Here is a 17,242-nt window from a genome sequence, read left to right as displayed (position 1 = left end):
GCGCTTGCCTGTGGGCCGCGCCGCTGTTCCTAGAACCAGGTGACCTCACCATCGTCCGGCGGAGGCTGGATCGGCCCCTGCTCAGGGTCGAGTGCTGACACCAGCTCGTGCAGGCGCAGCCGCGAGAGGATCGGAACGGCATGTAGGCGAACATCGCCGGTCAGCTCACCGGATACCGATTCCATCAGCCGTCCAAGATCCTCGAGGCATTGGGTGATCCGGTCGATCCCCTGCAAACCCCGGATCGCCGCCGGGTCCGTATGGTCTGCGAAATGACAGAGCGACAGGGCGGACTGCACGCCGGCAGAAAGGGCCGCCAGCGCGGCGAGCTCTTCAGCAATCCGCTGCGCAAGCGCATCCAGCGGGAGGTCGCGATGGGCGAGGACCGATGCTGCGCTGCTCACAGCCGGCCCACCACCGCCTCGATGCAGGTGCGCAGCTCCTGCGGCGTAAAGGGCTTTTTGAGAAAATTGTTCATTCCTAGGCGCTTGCCGGAATCGATGATCTCCTTGTCAGCGCGTCCCGTGATCAGGATGAAGCCAACGCCCTTGGTCTTGGCGCCGCCGCGCAGGGCCTGCAGCAGCTGCAGCCCATCCATGCCCGGCATGTTGTAATCCGAGATCACCAGATGCGCCGGAGCTTTGCCAAGGGCATCCAGGGCACCCGGGCCATCGCTGGCATAGGCAACCTGGCGGAGCCCCATCGCGTCGAGAGCCTGGGTGATCAGGCCACGGCTGGTCGACATGTCATCGACGACCATGACCTTCAACTGTTCGCGGAGCGACATCAGTGATCCTCCCGGCGCGGCAGCGGTGCCTCGGTTCGGCGATAGCTCGTGATCCCCGCCGTGACGAAGGGCAATGTCGGGGCGACAGGAACGCGCTCCGAATGCCCGACGCAAAGCGTGCCACCGGGCGCGAGCGCGCCGGCAAAGCGGTGCCAGAGCCGCGCCTGGGCCGGAGCATCGAAATAGATCACGACATTGCGGCAGAAGATGACGTCGAAGGTGCCGCGCATGGGCCACGGGCCGTGCAGGTTGAGCTCACGGAAGCGCAGCAGGGCACGCGCCTCGTCACAGATGCCATGCCCGTCGGGGTCGCGCCTGAAATGGCGGGCGACGAGCCCTGCATCCAGCCCCTCCAGCGCGCCCGCGGGATACACGCCGCGTTCCGCCCGGGCGAGGACTTCGGGATCGATGTCGGTCGCGAGGATGCGCAGGTCGAACCGGTGAGCCTCGGGCAGCAGGTCGCGGATCACCATGGTCATCGACCAGGGCTCCTGACCGTTCGAGCAGCCCGCGGACCAGAGGCGCACCCTGCCGCCGGCCTTGGCGCGCTCGATCAGAGGGGGCAGGACCGTGCTTCGGAGCAGGTCGAAGTGATGGGCTTCACGGAAGAAATGCGACACGTTGGTGGTCAGGGCAGAGATCATCCGCCGCCGCTCATCCTGACCGTCGGCTGTGTTGACCAGTGCGATGTAGTCGCCGTAGCCATCGAGCGACAGCTTGCGCAGCCGTTTTGCAAGGCGCGACTGCACCATGCTGGATTTCGACGGATGCAGGACGATGCCCGCCTCTTCGTGCAGAATGCGCGCGATCGCCACCATCTCTTCGGGGCTGGGGGCCGGAGGGCCGCCGTGGTGGAGGAAACCTGTCATTGCCGTCATGCCGCATCGGTCCTGTAGCCGGGCAGGACTGAGGACAGATCCAGCACCCGGATCATCCGCCCCTCGACGATGGTCAGGGCCTGGATGAAGCCGGCCGCGGCATCTGCGCTGATTTCGGGCGGCGGCTGCAGCTGGTCGCGCGGCAGCGCGAGGATGTCCGAGACCGCATCGACCAGCAGGCCGACGCTCTGGCCCTCGGACTGCACGACGATGATGACGTTGCGGGCATCGCCCTCGACCGGTGGCATGCCGAGGCGCGAGGCGAGGTCGATCACCGGCAGGACCGTTCCGCGCAGGTTGATCACGCCGCGCATGTAATGCGGGCTGTGCGGCAGCGGCGTGGCGCGCGTCCATCCGCGGATCTCGCGTACGGACATGATGTCGACGCTGTATTCCTGTTCCGCGAGGCGGAAGGACAGAAGCTCGAGTTCGGAAGTGAGACGATCCTCGGTCATGATCTCAACCTGTCAGCGCGAAATCGGGGAGGCGGGTGCGGCCGGTGGCATTCTGCACCAGATCCCCCGGGTCGAGGATCAGCGCGATCTTGCCATCGCCAAGGATGGTCGCGGCGGCGACGCCGGGAATGTTGCCATAGCCCTGTTGCAGGCCTTTGATCACCACTTGGCGCTGCTCCATGATCTCTTCGACGACCAGGGCCGCGCGGCTGCCGTCGTCCTGGGCCGTCAGCAACACGATGCAGCCGGCATAGGAGGCGCGCGGTTCGCGGTAACCGAGTTCGGCGCCGAGATCGTAGAGCGGCACGAAGCCGCCGCGGATGTGGATCACGCTGCTTTCCGGCCCGAGCATGCGGATGTCGCCGGCCGAAAGCGTGGCGGTCTCGACGATGGCCGACAGCGGGATCACCAGCGTTTCGCCCGCCACCTTCACGACCATTCCGTCCAGAACGGCGAGGGTCAGCGGCAGCGAGATCGAGAAGCAGGTGCCTTGCCCGGGCTCGGAGACGATCGAGATCCGGCCGCCAAGGGCCTGGATCGCCTGCTTGACCACATCCATGCCCACGCCGCGGCCGGAGAGGGCCGAAACCTCGCTGGCGGTCGAGAAACCGGGCAGGAACAGCAAGTTGTCGATCTCGCCGTCGGACAGCTGCGCCTCGGGCGGGATCAGGCCCTTCTGCTCCGCGATCTCGCGCACGCGGGGGCGGTTGATGCCGCCGCCGTCGTCCGAGACCTCGATCACCACCCGGCCAGAGCGGTGCTGCGCCGAAAGGGTGATGATCCCCTCGCGCGACTTGCCGCGCTCGAGCCGCTTGTCCGGGCGCTCCAGCCCATGGTCGACGGCGTTGCGGATCATGTGGGTCAGCGGGTCGGCGAGACGCTCGATCACGGTCTTGTCGACCTCGGTGCCCTCGCCCTCGGTGCGCAGCCGCACTTCCTTGCCGACGGCGCCCGAGGCCTCGCGCACGATGCGGGCCATGCGCTGGAAGAGCGGCTTCACCGGCTGGGCGCGAATCATCATCACCGAGTCCTGGATGTCGCGGGTCAGCATCATGAAGGCCTCGAGGCCGCTCATCACCGCCGAGTTCGCGCCGAGTCCGGCCTCCGAGACACTTTGCGCCAGCATCGCCTGGTTGATCACCAGCTCGCCCACCAGGTTCACCAGCCGGTCGATCCGGTCGAGATCGACACGCACGGTCGCGCCCGCGCCCTCGGCCGGATGCGCGTCGGGCTTCGCCTCGGCCCGCGGGGCCGCGGCCGCGGTCGCCGCCGGCGGGTGCGGATCCGCCGCGACGGGGGCGGGCAGCGGCGCGGCAGGCTCGGGCGGCACGACGATCTCGGGCGGGGGCTCGGGCGGCGGGCTGCCCGGGCCGGGATCGCCGGAGACCTCGGACAGCTCGATCTCGGCGACATCCTCGACGAAATCGAAGACCGAGAGGATCTCGTCGCGGGTCGAGCCGGTTTCGAGCCGGATGTCCCAGCCGATCTGCGCGGCGATGGGGTCCAGTCGGTCGAGCGGTTGCAGGCGCGAGACGTCGCAGCGCACCTCGATCGGGCCGAGGGCCGCAAGGGCGCGCAGCAGGTGCAGCGGTTCGTTCCCGGACTTGTAGAGCGCGTCCGAGGGCGTGAAGCGCAGCCGCCAGGCGGTAGGGCCGGGCTCGTCCGGCGGGCCGAAGTCGAAGCTGAGGCCGAGCGGGGTGAAATCCGCGGGCTCGGGTTCCGGTTCTGGGGCTGGCAGTCCGCCGGTCAGCCCCTCGATCGCGCGCAGGGCGTCTTCGGCGCCCTCGGGGCTGGCGGTGGGATCGGCATTCGCCAGCCGCACCTGGTCGGCCAGGATGTCGGCCGCCGCGAAGATCAGCTTCATGCCCTCGGGCTCGAGCACCATGCGCCCGGCGCGCAGCTCGTCCAGCACCGTCTCGAACCGGTGCGCATAGGCGACGAGCGCGGTCAGCCCGAAGGCCCCGGCACCGCCCTTGATCGAATGGACGGCGCGGAAGGCGACGTTGATCGTCTCGCCGTCGGGCTGTGTGCCCTGATCGAGCATGTCCGAGATCGCGGCCATAGCGTCCTGCAGCGCCTCGAGCAGCTCTTCGCATTCCACGAAGAACGAGGCGCGGATCTCTGCCATCGGATCAAGCGGTTGCGCCATCCCAGCCTCCTCAGCCGGCGACCATGTGCAGGGCCTTCACCAGCTTGGGAGGATCGAAGGGCTTCACGATCCATCCCGTCGCGCCGGCGTTGCGGGCCCGGGCCTTCAGCTCGGGCGCGCTTTCCGTGGTCAGCACCAGAATCGGCGTCGCGCGGTGGCGTTCCTGCCCGCGCACCGCCTCGATGAAGCCGAAGCCGTCGAGCCGCGGCATGTTGATGTCCGAGATGATCGCGTCGGGTTCGATCCCCGCGAGCACCTCGAGCCCGTGCATCCCGTCCTCGGCCAGGTGCAGGGTGAAGCCGGCATCGGTCAGCGCCAGGCGCAGCATGTCGCGGATCGTGCGGCTGTCATCCACCGCGAGCACGGTCAACGTCATGCCGCGGCCTCGAGCTCGGCCTGGGTGACGAGCTTCGCGCGGTCGATGCCGAACAGTTCGAGCGCCTCGTCCAGCGCGGGCGAGTCGCCGGTCAGGGTCAGCCGTCGCCCCTGCGTCCGCCAGCTTTGCGCCGCGGCCAGCAGCACCTGCAGGCAGAGCGCGCCCAGATGCGTGACGCCGGACACGTCGAGCGCCAGGTCCGCGCTGCTGCGATCCCGCAGCGCCGCGGCCAGCGGCTGCACCGCGTTGAAATCGAGGCGGGGGGGAAGGGGGAAGACCGCGCTCATGCCGCGGCCCCCCGAAGGGGCGGAAACCGATCAAAGCGCAACAGGGTCACTCCTGCCTCCGTTCCTCGAGAAGGGACAAGGCAGGGTTAGGGCGCGAGCGTTAAAAATGCCTTATGGCAGGATGGCGGTTTCGTGACCCGACAGACCGGTCTGGTGCCGGGCGCAGCCGGTCAGCGCGGCCAAGTCATCCTCGACCAGATCGACTGCAAAGGCTTCGAGGAACGTCGAAAAACGCCCCTTGTCGCGGAAGGCCGCGGCAAATCCGAACTCTGCGAACCACGGCGCCAGCGCCCGGGCCATGCCGCCGATCAGCGCGATGCCGCCGAAGGGCAGGTGCACCAGGGCGAGGTCGCCTGCCACCCGGCCGAGCAGACCGACGAAGATTTCGGCAGCCTGGCGTGCGCGGGGCTCGCCCTCGGTCAGCGCCGACATGATCTGCGCCGAATCGCGCGGCGGCAGGCCGCCGGGGCTGCGCTGGGCGAGGAAGGCGTCGATATGGCCGAGCCCGCGCCCCGACAGCGCCTCTTCCACGCCCGGAAAGCCGTATTCGCGGGCGATGTGATGCGACAGCGCCATCTCGATCTCGGTGCGGGCGGGCAGGGTGACATGGCCGCATTCCGAAGGTGCCACCACGCGGCCGCCGCCGGGCGCCGGATGCACGGGAGCGGCGTTGAAGCCGGTGCCGATGCCGATCACCAGCTGCACGCCGGCCGCGTCGCGGGGCGCGGCGATCAGCGCGGTTTCGCTGCCCGGCGCGAGGTACCCCAGCGCGAAGCCCTGCGCCTGCAGGTCGTTCAGGATGCCGACCCGTGCGGGCACCAGCGCCAGCGCCGCGCCGAGGCTCGTGGCATCGAAGCTCCAGGCGAGGTTGGTCAGCTGGCCCGTGCCGCCATGCACCGGGCCTGCCACCGCGACCGAGGCGCCGGCCAGCGCCGGGGCGCCGGCGGCGGCATGGAAGCGCGCCAGCACCTCGGGCAGGCCGCTGGCCTCGCTGTTGCGGAACTTCACCGCCGAGGCCGTGTCGACCACGCCGCCGCGGGCGAAGGCCACGCGGGTGTTGGTGCCGCCCACATCGGCGACGAGGGTCAGGGCGGGGCTGAGGGGGCGGGCGTCGGGCATCGGGGCTCCTGGGGCGTCAGGTCGTGAGGCAGGTCGTCTGGCGGGGCGGGGTCCGGTGCAGGGCGGCGCCGCCGGAAGGCTAGCCGCCTGCGCGCCGGAGAGCCAGAGCCCGGGCACTGCGGGCGGAACGCCGCCGCCCCCTCGCGGGTTGCGCAATTCGACGCGAGCGCGGGCGGGTTTCGGGTTGAACCCCGGGGGTTACCGCCACAGGTTCGCGAAGAGTTGCGGAAAAACAGGAGACGTCCATGGCGCCGACCGTGTTTCAGAAAGAGCCAGGCTGGTGGAAGGGAGCGGTGATCTACCAGATCTACCCGCGCAGCTTCCAGGATGCGAACGGGGACGGGATCGGGGACCTGCTCGGCATCGTGAACCGTCTGCCCTACGTGGCGGCGCTGGGCGTCGACGCGATCTGGATCTCGCCGTTCTTCACCTCGCCGATGAAGGACTATGGCTACGACGTCTCGGATTATTACAACGTCGATCCGATGTTCGGCAGCCTTGCCGATTTCGATCAGGTGATCGCCACCGCCCATGCCTATGGGCTGAAGGTGATGATCGATCTCGTGCTGTCGCATACCTCGGACCAGCATCCCTGGTTCAAGGAAAGCCGCGCCAGCCGCGACAATCCGCGCGCGGACTGGTACGTCTGGGCGGAACCCAAGCCCGACGGCACCGTGCCCAACAACTGGCAGTCGCAGTTCGGCGGCACCTCGTGGCACTGGGACGCGCGGCGCGAACAGTATTACCTGCACAACTTCCTGACCTCGCAGCCCGATCTGAACTTCCACAGTCCTGCGGTGCAGGATGCGCTTCTGGACGTGGCGCGGTTCTGGCTGGAACGCGGCGTCGACGGCTTCCGGCTGGACACGATCAACTACTACGTCCACGACGCCGAGCTGCGCGACAACCCGGCACTGCCCAAAGAGCAGCGCAACGACAAGACCGCGCCTTCGGTGAACCCCTACAATCACCAGCTGCATGTCTATGACAAGAACCGGCCCGAGAACCTCGCCTTCCTCGCGCGGTTCCGCCAGCTGATGGACGGCTACGGCGCCGCGGCGGTGGGCGAGGTCGGCGACAGCCATCGCGGGCTGGAGATCCTGGGCGAATACACCCGCGGCGACGACCGGATGCAGATGTCCTATGCCTTCGAGTTCCTCTCGGGCACCGCGATGCCGGCCGCGACCGTGGCCGAGGTCTTTGCCGAGGTCGCCCGCGTCGCCGCCGACGGCTGGGTGTGCTGGGCCTATTCGAACCATGACGTGGAACGCCACATCACGCGCTGGGGGCTGACCGCGGCGGCGGCGCGGACCTATGTGTCGCTGATGATCTGCCTGCGCGGCTCGCTCTGCCTCTATCAGGGCGAAGAGCTGGGCCTGCCCGAGGCCGACATCGCCTTCGAGGATCTGCAGGACCCCTATGGCAAGGAATTCTGGCCGGAATTCAAGGGCCGCGACGGCTGCCGGACGCCCATGCCCTGGGACCCCGCGCAGGTGAACGCGGGCTTCTCGCCGGCGCGGCCCTGGCTGCCGGTGCCGTCGCCGCATTACCCGCTGGCGGTCAGCGCGGCCGAGGCGGATCCGGCCGCCCTGCTGCACCACTATCGCCGGGCGCTGGCCTTCCGGCGCGGCCATCCCTCGCTGCGGGTGGGCGAGATCACCGATGTGACGGTCGAGGGCGAGGTCCTGAGCTTCCGCCGCACCGAGGGGCGCGAGACGATCCTGTGCTTCTTCAACCTCTCGGAAGAGCCCGCCACCGTCACCGTGCCGCCCGGCCACTGGGTGGCGATCGGCGGCGAGATCGGCTCGACCCGTCCGACGCCGGACTTCCAGCTGTATCTTGGGCCGTGGCAGCCCAGCATCCTGCTGCTCGACAGCGCGCATTGATCCGCGCGCCGTGATCGGGGGGCGGGCCCGCCTTCGTGCGGGTTCGCCCGCCGTCCCGAGTGGCGGGGGTCAGAGCACCGGTGCCGGGCGTTCGGCCGGGCGCCGGGCCGGGGGGATCGAGCCGCCGCGGCCGGCGATCTCGTCGCTGAGATCCTTGAACCGGCTGCGGAACTGGCTGTCGCCCAGCCGGCTGCCGGCGTTGCGGTTCACGATCGCCGACAGCACCGGCCGCTCGCGCTGCTCGAGCACGGCGGCGAAGCGGCGCAGCCAGGGGCGGTGGCTGCGGCGCGCGCGGTAGAGGCGCCAGAAGTCTGCGGCAGAGAAGTCGTCCGCTGCGGCGGCCTCGAGCAGCGGCTCGATCAGGCCCATGTCGGCCAGCATCCGGGCCGGGCCGCGGCCGATGAAGGGGCAGGGCAGCTTCTGCACGAAGGGCCGCGTGAACAGCGAGGCATGCATCGCATCGGCCGTGTCCAGCGGGTCGTAGATCACGTAGACCGGTCCCGCGCCCTCGATCATGTCGGGGGCATAGCCGTAGCGGTCGGTGAAGTTCATCCGGCGCAGCCGCGCGAACCGCCCGTCCCAGCCGGTGACGGCCGGGTCGAGCGTGGCCTGCGGCGCGGCCAGGATCACCGTGGCCCCGGGCGCGGTGACCGAGAAGGCGGCGGCGGCATAGCCGCACATCCCCGCGCCCCAGAAGATCACCCGGTCGAAATCCTCGAAGAAGGCGTCGTCGACCTGCCGGTCGAAGAAGCCGAAGACCGCTCGGTCGCGGAACCATGTCGGCCCGTCGGCGATCAGCGACAGGCTGGACCAGCCGTGGCGCGCGGCGATGCGCTGGCCCATCGGCCGTCCGTCCGGGTCGCCCTTGCAGGCGTCCAGCGTCTCGAAGGTGACCAGAAGCGTCGTGCCTTCGTCGCAGAACAGCGCGCCGTGGCGCGGGCCCAGCGGCTCGAAATACCCCGCGTCCTCGCCGAAAGCGTCGAGCCGCTCGAAGATCTCGGCCTGCCGCGGATCGATGGGAAGCTGGGGCATCTGTGTTCCTGACGGGACGACGAAGGGGCGGGACGGCGGCGACCGTGTGGTGCGGCAGAGACGGGCGGGAACGTGAGCGGCCCGGGACCGGACCGTCGGCGAAAAAAGGCGCGCGGGACGCGAAACAGTCTGGTTGCGGACCGATAGCCGAGGCAAGCAGCAAACCCGTCGTGTTTTCAAGACTTCGCCCGGTTTCGGCCCAAATTGTTAAACAAATATCCGAAAGCAGCGGAATCGTTTCCCTTTGCCCTCGGAAACGCAGGGATTGTGGCGCTGCCGCGGCGCCGCATCTGCCGCATTCTGACGGTCCCCTCAGGGCCCGTTCCCGGGGCGGCGGTTGACCCGCCGCGCGCTCCCCGCGCAGGATGCCCGGGCGATGCCGGAGCATGACGACGTGACAGAAACGCCTGCCAGACACCCCTATCTCGAGCTGCCCGAAGAGGCCTTCTGGCGCGCCGCGGTTTCGGCCCGCGCCCCCGAAGAGATCACCGGCCTCTGGCAGCCGAAATTCGCGATCGGGCCCGAGGACCGGATCGTCACCGCGGGCTCGTGCTTCGCCCAGCACATCGGGCGGGCGCTGGCCGGCCGCGGCTACGGCTGGATCGACGCCGAACCCGCGCCCGAGGGCATGGCCCCGGCGGCGAAGCTGGCGCATCACTACGGCACCTTCAGCTTCCGCACCGGCAACATCTACACCGCCAACATGCTGGCGCAGTGGCTGGAATGGGCGCTGGGTGCGCAGCCGATGCCCGACGAGGTCTGGGAGCGCGACGGCCGCGTCTTCGACCCGTTCCGCCCGGCGATCGAGCCCCAGGGCTTCGCCAGCCGCGCGGCCCTTCAGGCCTCGCGCGAGGCGACGCTGGCCGCGATCCGAGCCGCCGTGGCCGAGGCGACGGTCTTCGTCTTCACGCTTGGCCTCACCGAAAGCTGGCAGGAGCGCGAGACCGGCGTCGAATACGCGATCTGCCCGGGCACGCTGGCCGGGACGTTCGACCCGGCGCGCCACCAATTCGTGAACCACGATTTCGACGACACGCTGATGCGGCTCGGCGATGCCATCGGGCTCTTGCGCCGGGCCAATCCGGGGATCCGCGTGCTGCTGACCGTCTCGCCGGTGCCGCTGACCGCCACCGCCAGCGGCAACCACGTGCTGGTCGCGACCGGCTGGTCGAAGGCGGTGCTGCGCGCCGTTGCGGGCGAGATCGCCGCCGAGGATGCGCGCGTCGACTATTTCCCCAGCTACGAGATCATCACCGGCCCGCCCTTCGGCGGCCGCTTCTATGCCGAGAACCTGCGCCAGGTCCGCCCCGAGGGCGTGGCCTTCGTCATGGACAGCTTCTTCCGCGATCAGGCCGCACACTTCGGCACCGCCGCCTGAACCGGGCCGCCTGAACCGAGCTGCCTGAGCGGGGCCGCCTGAAGCGTGCTGCGCGAGCCGCGCCGTCCACCTGCGCGGTCGTGCGGGCGGCGGTCCGCCGGGCTCGCCCGGGGGGGCGCCCCCGCTGCCCCGGCCCGCCGGGGCCTCCAGCACCCTGACCACCGCCGCATCCCCGCCCGCGCCGCGGTGCCGGCCGATCGCGCGTGCCGTGCGGCGCGACCGCGCCCGCAACCGCCGGTCGCCGCGGGCCTGCGCATTTTGTCGCAATGCAGCCCCTGTCTCGGAAGGTTCACGGGGGTGTTGCAAAGGCGACATGCGCCGGGGGCAAAGGCTCGCCCAGAAAAAGGAGCCGCCATGCAGCCGCAATCCCTCGACCTCTCGGGCATCCGCAAGGGCTTCGGCCAGGCCGACATCCTGAAATCCGTCGACCTCTCGGTGCAGCCCGGCGAATTCCTGTCGCTGGTGGGCATGTCCGGCTGCGGCAAGTCCACGCTGCTGCGGATCATCGCCGGGCTCGAGGCGCCGGACGCCGGCCGGGTGACCATCGGCGGGCGCGACGTGACCGGCATCGACCCCTCGGATCGCAACCTCGCGATGGTGTTCCAGTCCTACGCGCTCTATCCGCACATGAGCGTGCGCGAGAACATCGCGACGCCGCTGCGCATGCGCTCGCTGAGCCTGATGCAGCGCCTGCCGCTGATCGGTCGCCTCGCCACCCCGCGCGACCGGCAGGCCGCCATCGGCACCGCCGTGGCCGAGGCGGCGGAACTGCTGCAGATCGGCCACCTGCTGGACCGCAAGCCCGCGCAGCTTTCTGGCGGGCAGCGGCAGCGGGTGGCGTTGGCCCGGGCGCTGGTGCGCCAGCCGGCGGCCTTCCTGATGGACGAGCCGCTGTCGAACCTCGACGCCAAGCTGCGGGCGCATATGCGCGACGAGCTTGCGGCCCTGCACCGCCGCCTTGGCGCGACCTTCATCTATGTCACCCACGATCAGGTCGAGGCGATGACGATGTCGGACCGCATCGCGCTGATGGTCGAGGGCCGGATCGAGCAGCTGGGCACGCCGGACGAGCTCTACCGCGCGCCCGCCTCGCTGACCGTGGCCCGGTTCATCGGCACGCCGACCATCAACCTGCTGCCGGTCGAGGCCGACGCCCGGGGCCGGGTCAGCCTGTTCGGCGCCGACACCGGGATCGTCGCGGCGGGCGCGGCGGCCGGACCGATGATGCTGGGGCTGCGGGCCGAGGATCTTCGGGTGGCGGGGCAGGGCCTTGCCGCTCGCGTCCAGCGCAGCGAGACGCATGGCGCGGACCGCTACCTGACCTGCCGGCTGCTGGCGGGCGACCAGCCCTGCGTGACCCTGCGCCAATCGGCGGCCGAGCCGGTCGCGGCCGGGGCCGATGGCGCCCTGACGCTGGGGTTCGACCCCGCGCAGGCGCATCTCTTCGGGGCCGACGGCCTGCGCCGTGCCGCGCAGCTGTCCGAGCGGGTCGCGGCATGAGCGCGCTGGATCTTGGCATGGCGCCGCCGCGGCGGACGGACGCCGCCCGGCGCGTCGCGCGGCGCGGCCTGCTTTTCGCGCTGCCCGCGATCCTGCTGCTGGTCGCGATCTACATCGTGCCGATGCTGGTGCTGGCCGGGTTTTCTGTGACCGACTACCAGCTTGGCGCGCTGAACTGGGACTTCGTGGGCCTGAAGAACTTCCGCGATGCCTTCGCCGACCCCGTCTTCCTGCGCGCGCTGTGGAACACCGTGCTTTACGCGGTGATCGTGATCCCGGCGGGGGTGTTCCTCGCGCTGGGCGTGGCGCTGCTGGTCCACGGGCGCAAGCGGTCGCGGGCCTTCTGGGAAACCGCCTATTTCCTGCCCGTGACCGCGACGCTCGTCGCGATGGCGACGGTCTGGCAGTTCCTGCTGCACCCCTCGCTGGGGCCGGTGAATGCCGCGATCCGCTGGCTGGGGTTCGAGCCGGTCTCGTTCCTTGGCAATCCGGCGCTGCTGATCCCGACCATGGCGGTGATCGGTATCTGGCAGGTGCTGGGCTTCAACATGGTGCTGTTCCTTGCCGGCCTCACCGCGATCCCGAAGGACCTGCACGAGGCCGCGCGGCTGGACGGCGCGCGCCACCCGCTCGACCGCTTCCTGACCGTGACCTGGCCGATGCTGGGCCCCACGACGATGTTCGTGACCGTCACCACCTCGATCTCGGCCTTCAAGGTGTTCGAGACGGTCGCCGTGCTGACCAAGGGCCGCTCGGGCTCGGAGGTGCTGCTGTATGCGCTGTATCTCGAGGGGTTCGAATATTCCAACACCGGCTATGCCGCTGCCCTCACGCTGATCTTCCTGGCCATCGTGCTGGTGCTGTCGCTGGGCCAGTCGGTGCAGATGGACCGGAAGGTGCATTACTGATGTCCCGTCTCACCCGCTACCTTCCGCATCTGGTTCTGGCGCTGGGCGCGGCGGTCATGCTGCTGCCGTTCTATTGGATGCTGCTGACCTCGCTGCGCTCGCCGGCCGAGATCTTCGACATCTCGCTCTGGCCGGTGCCGCGCGAGCCCGCGGCCGTCGCGAACTATGCCCAGGCCGCGACCACGGTGCCGATGGCGCGCTTCATGTGGAACGGGCTCGTGGTCTGCGCCGGGATCCTGATCGTGCAGGTGCTGACCGCGGTGCCCTGCGCCTATGCGCTGGCCAAGCTGCGCTTCCCCGGCCGCCGGCTGCTGATGGCGCTGGTCATCGCCGCGCTCTGCGTGCCGATGCAGGCGCTGGCGCTGCCGCTGTTCGTCGGGCTCGCGACCGCGGGGCTGCTGAACACCTATTTCGCGATGATGGCGCCGTTCTTCCTGTCGGTCTTCGCCATCTTCCTCTTCACCCAGGCCTTCCGCTCGTATCCCGACGAGATCATCGAGGCCGCGCGGATGGACGGGTTCTCGGAACTCGAGATCTGCTGGCGGCTGGTGCTACGCGGGGCGCTGCCCTCGCTTGCCGCCTTCTCGGTCTTCTCGGTGGTGGCGCATTGGAACGACCTCTACTGGCCGATGATCGTGGTCAACAAGCCCACGCTCGCCCCGCCGCCGCTGGGCATGCTGTTCTTCTCGGATGTCGAGACGGGCGCGAACTACGGCGCGCTCATGGCCGGCGCCACCCTGATCACCGCCCCGATGGTCGTCTGCTTCCTGCTGGCACGGCGCCATTTCATCGCGGGCATCACCATGACCGGCGTCAAGTGACGCCGCTTCGCCCCACGACCCTCCCAACCTCCCTTCGGAGATCCAGATGACCATCACCCGCCGCCTTGCCCTCAGCGCGCTCGCGCTGGGCCTTGCCGCCCCGAGCTTCGCGCTGGCCGAGGACGTCACGCTCAACGTGCTCTACAACCTGCCGGGCTTCACGAAATTCCACCAGCCGCTGGCCGACGAATTCATGAAGCAGAACCCGGGCGTGAAGATCAACTTCCTCGCCCCCGCCGCCGGCTACAACGACGGCCAGCAGCAGGTGCTGCGCGCCGCCGTCACCAACGAGCTGCCGGACGTCTATTTCTCGGGCTACAACCTGACCGCCGAGCTGGTGCACACCCTGGCCCCGCGCGGCCAGATCCAGGATCTGGGGCCGTTCATCGAGGCCGAGGGCGGCGCCGCCTTCCTGTCCGCGAACTTCACCCCCAACATGTCGGCGCTGGGCGTGATCGACGGCAAGCAATACGGGCTGCCGGTCAATGCCTCGTCGCCGATCATGTATGTGAACGCCGATCTGGTGACGAAGGCGGGCGGCGACCCCGCGGATATGCCGACGACCTTCCCCGAGCTGATCGCGCTGGCGAAGAGGATCCACGAGATGGATCCGAAGGTCGCGGGCATGTCCTATGACATCGCCGGCTGGCCGGACGACTGGCTGTGGCAGGCGATGATCACCCAGCAGGGCGGCACGCTGGTCGACACCGCGACCGGCAAGGTCGGCTTCGACAACGAGATCGGCCTGAACGCGCTGACCATGATCCGCCAGATGGCGGCCGAGGCCGGTGCGCCGACCTTCGACTGGGATCAGGCGCGCCAGCAGTTCGGTGCGGGCCTGACCGGTGTCCTGTTCTCGACCCCCGCCCATGTGCAGACGATCGAGGGCCTCGTGGGCGACCGCTTCCCGCTGGTGACCACCACCTTCCCGCTCGACAACAAGGAAAGGGGCGGCGTCCCGACCGGCGGTAACTCGGCCGTCATGCTGACCTCTGACGCGGCCAAGCAGAAGGCGGCTTGGAACTACATCAAGTTCGTCACCGGCCCCGAGGCGCAGAACGTGATCGTGCGCATCACCGGCTACCTGCCGACCAACAAGCTGGCCACCGGCGAGGCCTATCTGGCGCCCTATTACCACGACCACCCGAATGTCGCGACCGCGGCCCGTCAGGCCGAGCGTTCGCTGCCCTGGGCCGGCTATCCGGGCGGCGACTCGGTCCGCATCTGGCGCACCCAGCGCGACATCATCGGCACGGTGATGCGCGGCGAGGTGACGCCCGAGGCCGGTCTGGCGCAGATCGTCGAGCAGACCAACGCCCTGATGAAATAAGCCGCGCCAAAAGGCCCGGCGACCGGAGGCGGGGGGCCGCGCGCCCTCCGCCTCCGCGTTTCAAGGAAGCATCATGAAGATCATCCAGCTGACCGACACCCACCTGATGCCCCCCGGCGAGATGGCCAATGGCATCGACCCCGAACGGATGCTGCGCGCCGCCATAGCCGACATCCTCGCACGGCAGGCCGATGCGGACCTGCTCGTCATCACCGGCGACCTGTGCAACCACGGCGATCCCGAGGCCTATGCGCTGCTGCGCGACATCCTCGCGCCGCTGCCGATGCCGGTGCTGCTGATGCTGGGCAATCACGATCACCGCCCGAATTTCGTGGCGGCCTTCCCCGACCACCCGCGCGACCCGGCGGGCCATGTCCAGTCGGTCATCGACACCGACCACGGGCGGCTGCTGTTCCTCGACACCCACGAGGCGGGGGTCATCGGCGGCATCTACGGGGCGGACCGCCTGGCCTGGCTCAACACAGCCTTGGAGGGCGCGGGGGATCTGCCCGTGACGGTCTTCGTCCACCATCCGCCGGTGGCCGACGGCATCCGCCATTTCCGCGACATCTCGCTGCATGACGGGGGCGCGCTGCTGGCGCGGCTGGCGGCGCATCCGCCGGGCATCCGCCATATCGTCTTCGGCCATATCCACATGCCGCTCTGCGGCACCTCGCCCGAGGGGATCGCCTTCAGCTCGGGCCAGTCCTGCACGCATCGCTTCATCATGGACACCGAGCTGCCGGACCCGTTCTGGACCGGCGGCAATCCCTGCTACCGGGTCCTGTTCCTGGACGGGCGCGGCTTCCGCGCGTTTTCGGCGGAAGTGGGCGAGCCGGTGGTGTCGCGCGCCCCGGTCTGCGAAGGCCCCTGAGGCCGCGCGCGCCCTTCCCGGTCCCCGGCACAGGGTCCGGCCCGGGAGCCCGGGGCGGCTCTGCGCACTTCCTAGGCGCGTGCGCCGGACCCTGTGTGCGTTGCCCCAGCGCGGCGCAAGCTTTTGCGAGGCGCCCATGATGCTGTCAGCCTCGTCGGGGCAACGGCCTGTGACGTGCCCGGGGCGGGTTTCCTGTGTGGAGGACTTTCTGTCTGCGGGGGGGCTGGGGCTGTCTGCGGGCCCGCTCCTCGGCAGCGGCGGGCCCTGTGCAGGGCCTGCGGCCCGCCTGTGCGCGGCGGACCCTGTCCCCGCGCGCGCGGCGGCCCAAGTCTTGGCGCATCCGAACGGAAAGGATTTCCCATGCAGATGCGTCCCCTCGGCCCCAGCGGGCTTGCGACCGCGCCGGTGGTCTTCGGCGGCAATGTCTTCGGCTGGACCATCGACGAGGCCCAGAGCTTCCGCGTGCTCGATGCCTTCGTCGATCACGGCTTCAACGCGATCGACACCGCCGACGTCTATTCGGCCTGGGCGCCGGGCAATGCCGGCGGCGAGAGCGAGACGATCCTCGGGCGCTGGCTGGCCGCCCGTCCTGGGATGCGCGAGCGGGTGGTGATCTTCACCAAGGTCGGCTCGGACCTTGGCACGCCCGGCCAGAAGGGCCTGTCGCGGCGCTGGATCGCCGAGGCGGCCGAGGCCTCGCTGCGCCGGCTGGGGACGGACCGCATCGACCTCTATTTCTCGCACTGGCCCGACGAGACCGTGACCCATGAAGAGACGCTGGGCGCCTACGAGGCGCTGATCGCCGCCGGCAAGGTGACGGCGATCGGCGCCTCGAACTATGACGCGGGGCTCTTGGGCGGCGCGCTCGAGGCCTCGGGCAAGGGCGGCCTGCCGCGCTATGCGGTGATCCAGCCCGAGTACAGCCTCTATGCCCGCGACGCCTTCGAGGGCGACCTGCAGGAGATGGCCGCGGCCGAGGGCATCGGCGTGGTGACCTACTTCAGCCTCGCCTCGGGCTTCCTGTCGGGCAAGTACCGCTCGAAGGCCGATCTGGGGCAGGGCGGGCGCGGCGGCGCGGTCGAGAAATATCTCGACGCGAAGGGCGGGCGGATCCTCGCGGCGCTCGACGGCGTGGCGGAAGAGACGGGGGCCGCGCCCTCGGAGATCGCGCTGGCCTGGCTGATGGCGCGGCCCGGGGTGACGGCGCCGATCGCCTCGGCCACGAAGGTGGAGCAGGTCGAGAGCTTCGCCCGGGCGGCGGAGCTGCGGCTGAGCGGCGCGCAGATGGCGGCGCTGACGGCGGCGGGGGACTGAGGGACAGGAGGGGGCGCTGCCCCCTCGGGCTGCGCCCTCACCCCCGGGATATTTGGGCCAATGCGAAAGCAGGGAAGAAGGGGCTCTGCCCCGCCCGTTCCGGGCTCCCCCGGGATATTCCGGCAAAGTCGAAACGGCCGTCAGGGGG

General features: G+C 69.8%; 17 protein-coding genes. 8 read left to right on the top strand and 9 right to left on the bottom strand.

Annotated features, from left to right (window positions below):
• Nucleotides 1-29: 29 nt before the first annotated feature.
• The 8 genes from V8J36_RS07025 to V8J36_RS06990 form a co-directional block, all read right to left on the bottom strand.
• Complete coding sequence (locus tag V8J36_RS07025; RefSeq protein WP_336466569.1) at nucleotides 30-404, bottom strand: hypothetical protein; 375 nt, start codon at nucleotides 402-404, stop codon at nucleotides 30-32.
• Nucleotides 401-787 (bottom strand): response regulator, encoded by a 387-nt coding sequence (locus tag V8J36_RS07020; RefSeq protein WP_336466568.1) that lies wholly within the window; start codon nucleotides 785-787, stop codon nucleotides 401-403. Before V8J36_RS07020 ends, V8J36_RS07025 begins: the two co-directional genes overlap by 4 nt.
• The gene (locus V8J36_RS07015) at nucleotides 787-1,665 is read right to left on the bottom strand and encodes a CheR family methyltransferase (RefSeq protein WP_336466567.1); all 879 of its coding nucleotides are present in this window, start codon (nucleotides 1,663-1,665) and stop codon (nucleotides 787-789) included. Before V8J36_RS07015 ends, V8J36_RS07020 begins: the two co-directional genes overlap by 1 nt.
• The gene (locus V8J36_RS07010; protein WP_336466566.1) at nucleotides 1,662-2,120 is read right to left on the bottom strand and encodes a chemotaxis protein CheW; all 459 of its coding nucleotides are present in this window, start codon (nucleotides 2,118-2,120) and stop codon (nucleotides 1,662-1,664) included. The genes V8J36_RS07015 and V8J36_RS07010 overlap by 4 nt, the downstream gene beginning before the upstream one ends.
• 4 nt (nucleotides 2,121-2,124) lie before the next feature.
• The gene (locus V8J36_RS07005; protein ID WP_336466565.1) at nucleotides 2,125-4,269 is read right to left on the bottom strand and encodes a chemotaxis protein CheA; all 2,145 of its coding nucleotides are present in this window, start codon (nucleotides 4,267-4,269) and stop codon (nucleotides 2,125-2,127) included.
• A 10-nt stretch (nucleotides 4,270-4,279) separates the two neighbouring features.
• Entirely contained in the window at nucleotides 4,280-4,645 is a 366-nt protein-coding gene (locus V8J36_RS07000) for a response regulator (RefSeq protein WP_336466564.1), read from the bottom strand.
• Nucleotides 4,642-4,932 carry an STAS domain-containing protein gene (locus V8J36_RS06995; protein ID WP_336466563.1) on the bottom strand — a complete coding sequence of 97 codons (291 nt, stop codon included), beginning with the start codon at nucleotides 4,930-4,932 and terminating at the stop codon, nucleotides 4,642-4,644. The genes V8J36_RS07000 and V8J36_RS06995 overlap by 4 nt, the downstream gene beginning before the upstream one ends.
• A gap of 111 nt (nucleotides 4,933-5,043) precedes the next feature.
• Nucleotides 5,044-6,051 (bottom strand): glucokinase, encoded by a 1,008-nt coding sequence (locus V8J36_RS06990; RefSeq protein ID WP_336466562.1) that lies wholly within the window; start codon nucleotides 6,049-6,051, stop codon nucleotides 5,044-5,046.
• 245 nt (nucleotides 6,052-6,296) lie between these two features.
• Between V8J36_RS06990 and V8J36_RS06985 the strand changes: the two genes are divergently transcribed.
• Nucleotides 6,297-7,937: an alpha-glucosidase gene (locus V8J36_RS06985; protein WP_336466561.1), complete on the top strand. Its 1,641-nt coding sequence runs from the start codon at nucleotides 6,297-6,299 to the stop codon at nucleotides 7,935-7,937.
• Nucleotides 7,938-8,006: 69 nt separating this feature from the next.
• Here V8J36_RS06985 and V8J36_RS06980 read toward each other — a convergent pair whose 3' ends face one another.
• Nucleotides 8,007-8,969 (bottom strand): phosphoadenosine phosphosulfate reductase, encoded by a 963-nt coding sequence (locus V8J36_RS06980; RefSeq protein ID WP_336466560.1) that lies wholly within the window; start codon nucleotides 8,967-8,969, stop codon nucleotides 8,007-8,009.
• 376 nt (nucleotides 8,970-9,345) lie between these two features.
• On the opposite strand from V8J36_RS06980, the gene V8J36_RS06975 reads away from it, so the two are divergent.
• From V8J36_RS06975 to V8J36_RS06945, 7 genes are all read left to right on the top strand, one after another.
• Complete coding sequence (locus V8J36_RS06975; protein WP_336466559.1) at nucleotides 9,346-10,347, top strand: GSCFA domain-containing protein; 1,002 nt, start codon at nucleotides 9,346-9,348, stop codon at nucleotides 10,345-10,347.
• 354 nt (nucleotides 10,348-10,701) lie between these two features.
• A complete protein-coding gene (locus V8J36_RS06970; RefSeq protein ID WP_336466558.1) occupies nucleotides 10,702-11,847 on the top strand; it encodes an ABC transporter ATP-binding protein in 1,146 nt (381 codons plus the stop codon).
• Nucleotides 11,844-12,755: a carbohydrate ABC transporter permease gene (locus tag V8J36_RS06965; RefSeq protein ID WP_336466557.1), complete on the top strand. Its 912-nt coding sequence runs from the start codon at nucleotides 11,844-11,846 to the stop codon at nucleotides 12,753-12,755. The genes V8J36_RS06970 and V8J36_RS06965 overlap by 4 nt, the downstream gene beginning before the upstream one ends.
• Nucleotides 12,755-13,576 carry a carbohydrate ABC transporter permease gene (locus V8J36_RS06960; protein ID WP_336466556.1) on the top strand — a complete coding sequence of 274 codons (822 nt, stop codon included), beginning with the start codon at nucleotides 12,755-12,757 and terminating at the stop codon, nucleotides 13,574-13,576. Before V8J36_RS06965 ends, V8J36_RS06960 begins: the two co-directional genes overlap by 1 nt.
• 46 nt (nucleotides 13,577-13,622) lie before the next feature.
• On the top strand, nucleotides 13,623-14,906 hold the full coding sequence (locus V8J36_RS06955) for an ABC transporter substrate-binding protein (protein ID WP_336466555.1): 1,284 nt from the start codon (nucleotides 13,623-13,625) through the stop codon (nucleotides 14,904-14,906).
• A 73-nt stretch (nucleotides 14,907-14,979) separates the two neighbouring features.
• A complete protein-coding gene (locus tag V8J36_RS06950; RefSeq protein ID WP_336466554.1) occupies nucleotides 14,980-15,780 on the top strand; it encodes a phosphodiesterase in 801 nt (266 codons plus the stop codon).
• Nucleotides 15,781-16,140: 360 nt separating this feature from the next.
• Nucleotides 16,141-17,094, top strand: coding sequence for an aldo/keto reductase (locus V8J36_RS06945; RefSeq protein ID WP_336466553.1), 954 nt, complete (start codon nucleotides 16,141-16,143; stop codon nucleotides 17,092-17,094).
• The last annotated feature ends 148 nt before the right edge of the window (nucleotides 17,095-17,242 follow it).

The sequence above is a fragment of the Frigidibacter sp. MR17.14 genome, from assembly GCF_037095735.1.
GTDB lineage: Bacteria > Pseudomonadota > Alphaproteobacteria > Rhodobacterales > Rhodobacteraceae > Frigidibacter.
This window is presented reverse-complemented; position numbering and strand designations above follow the sequence as displayed.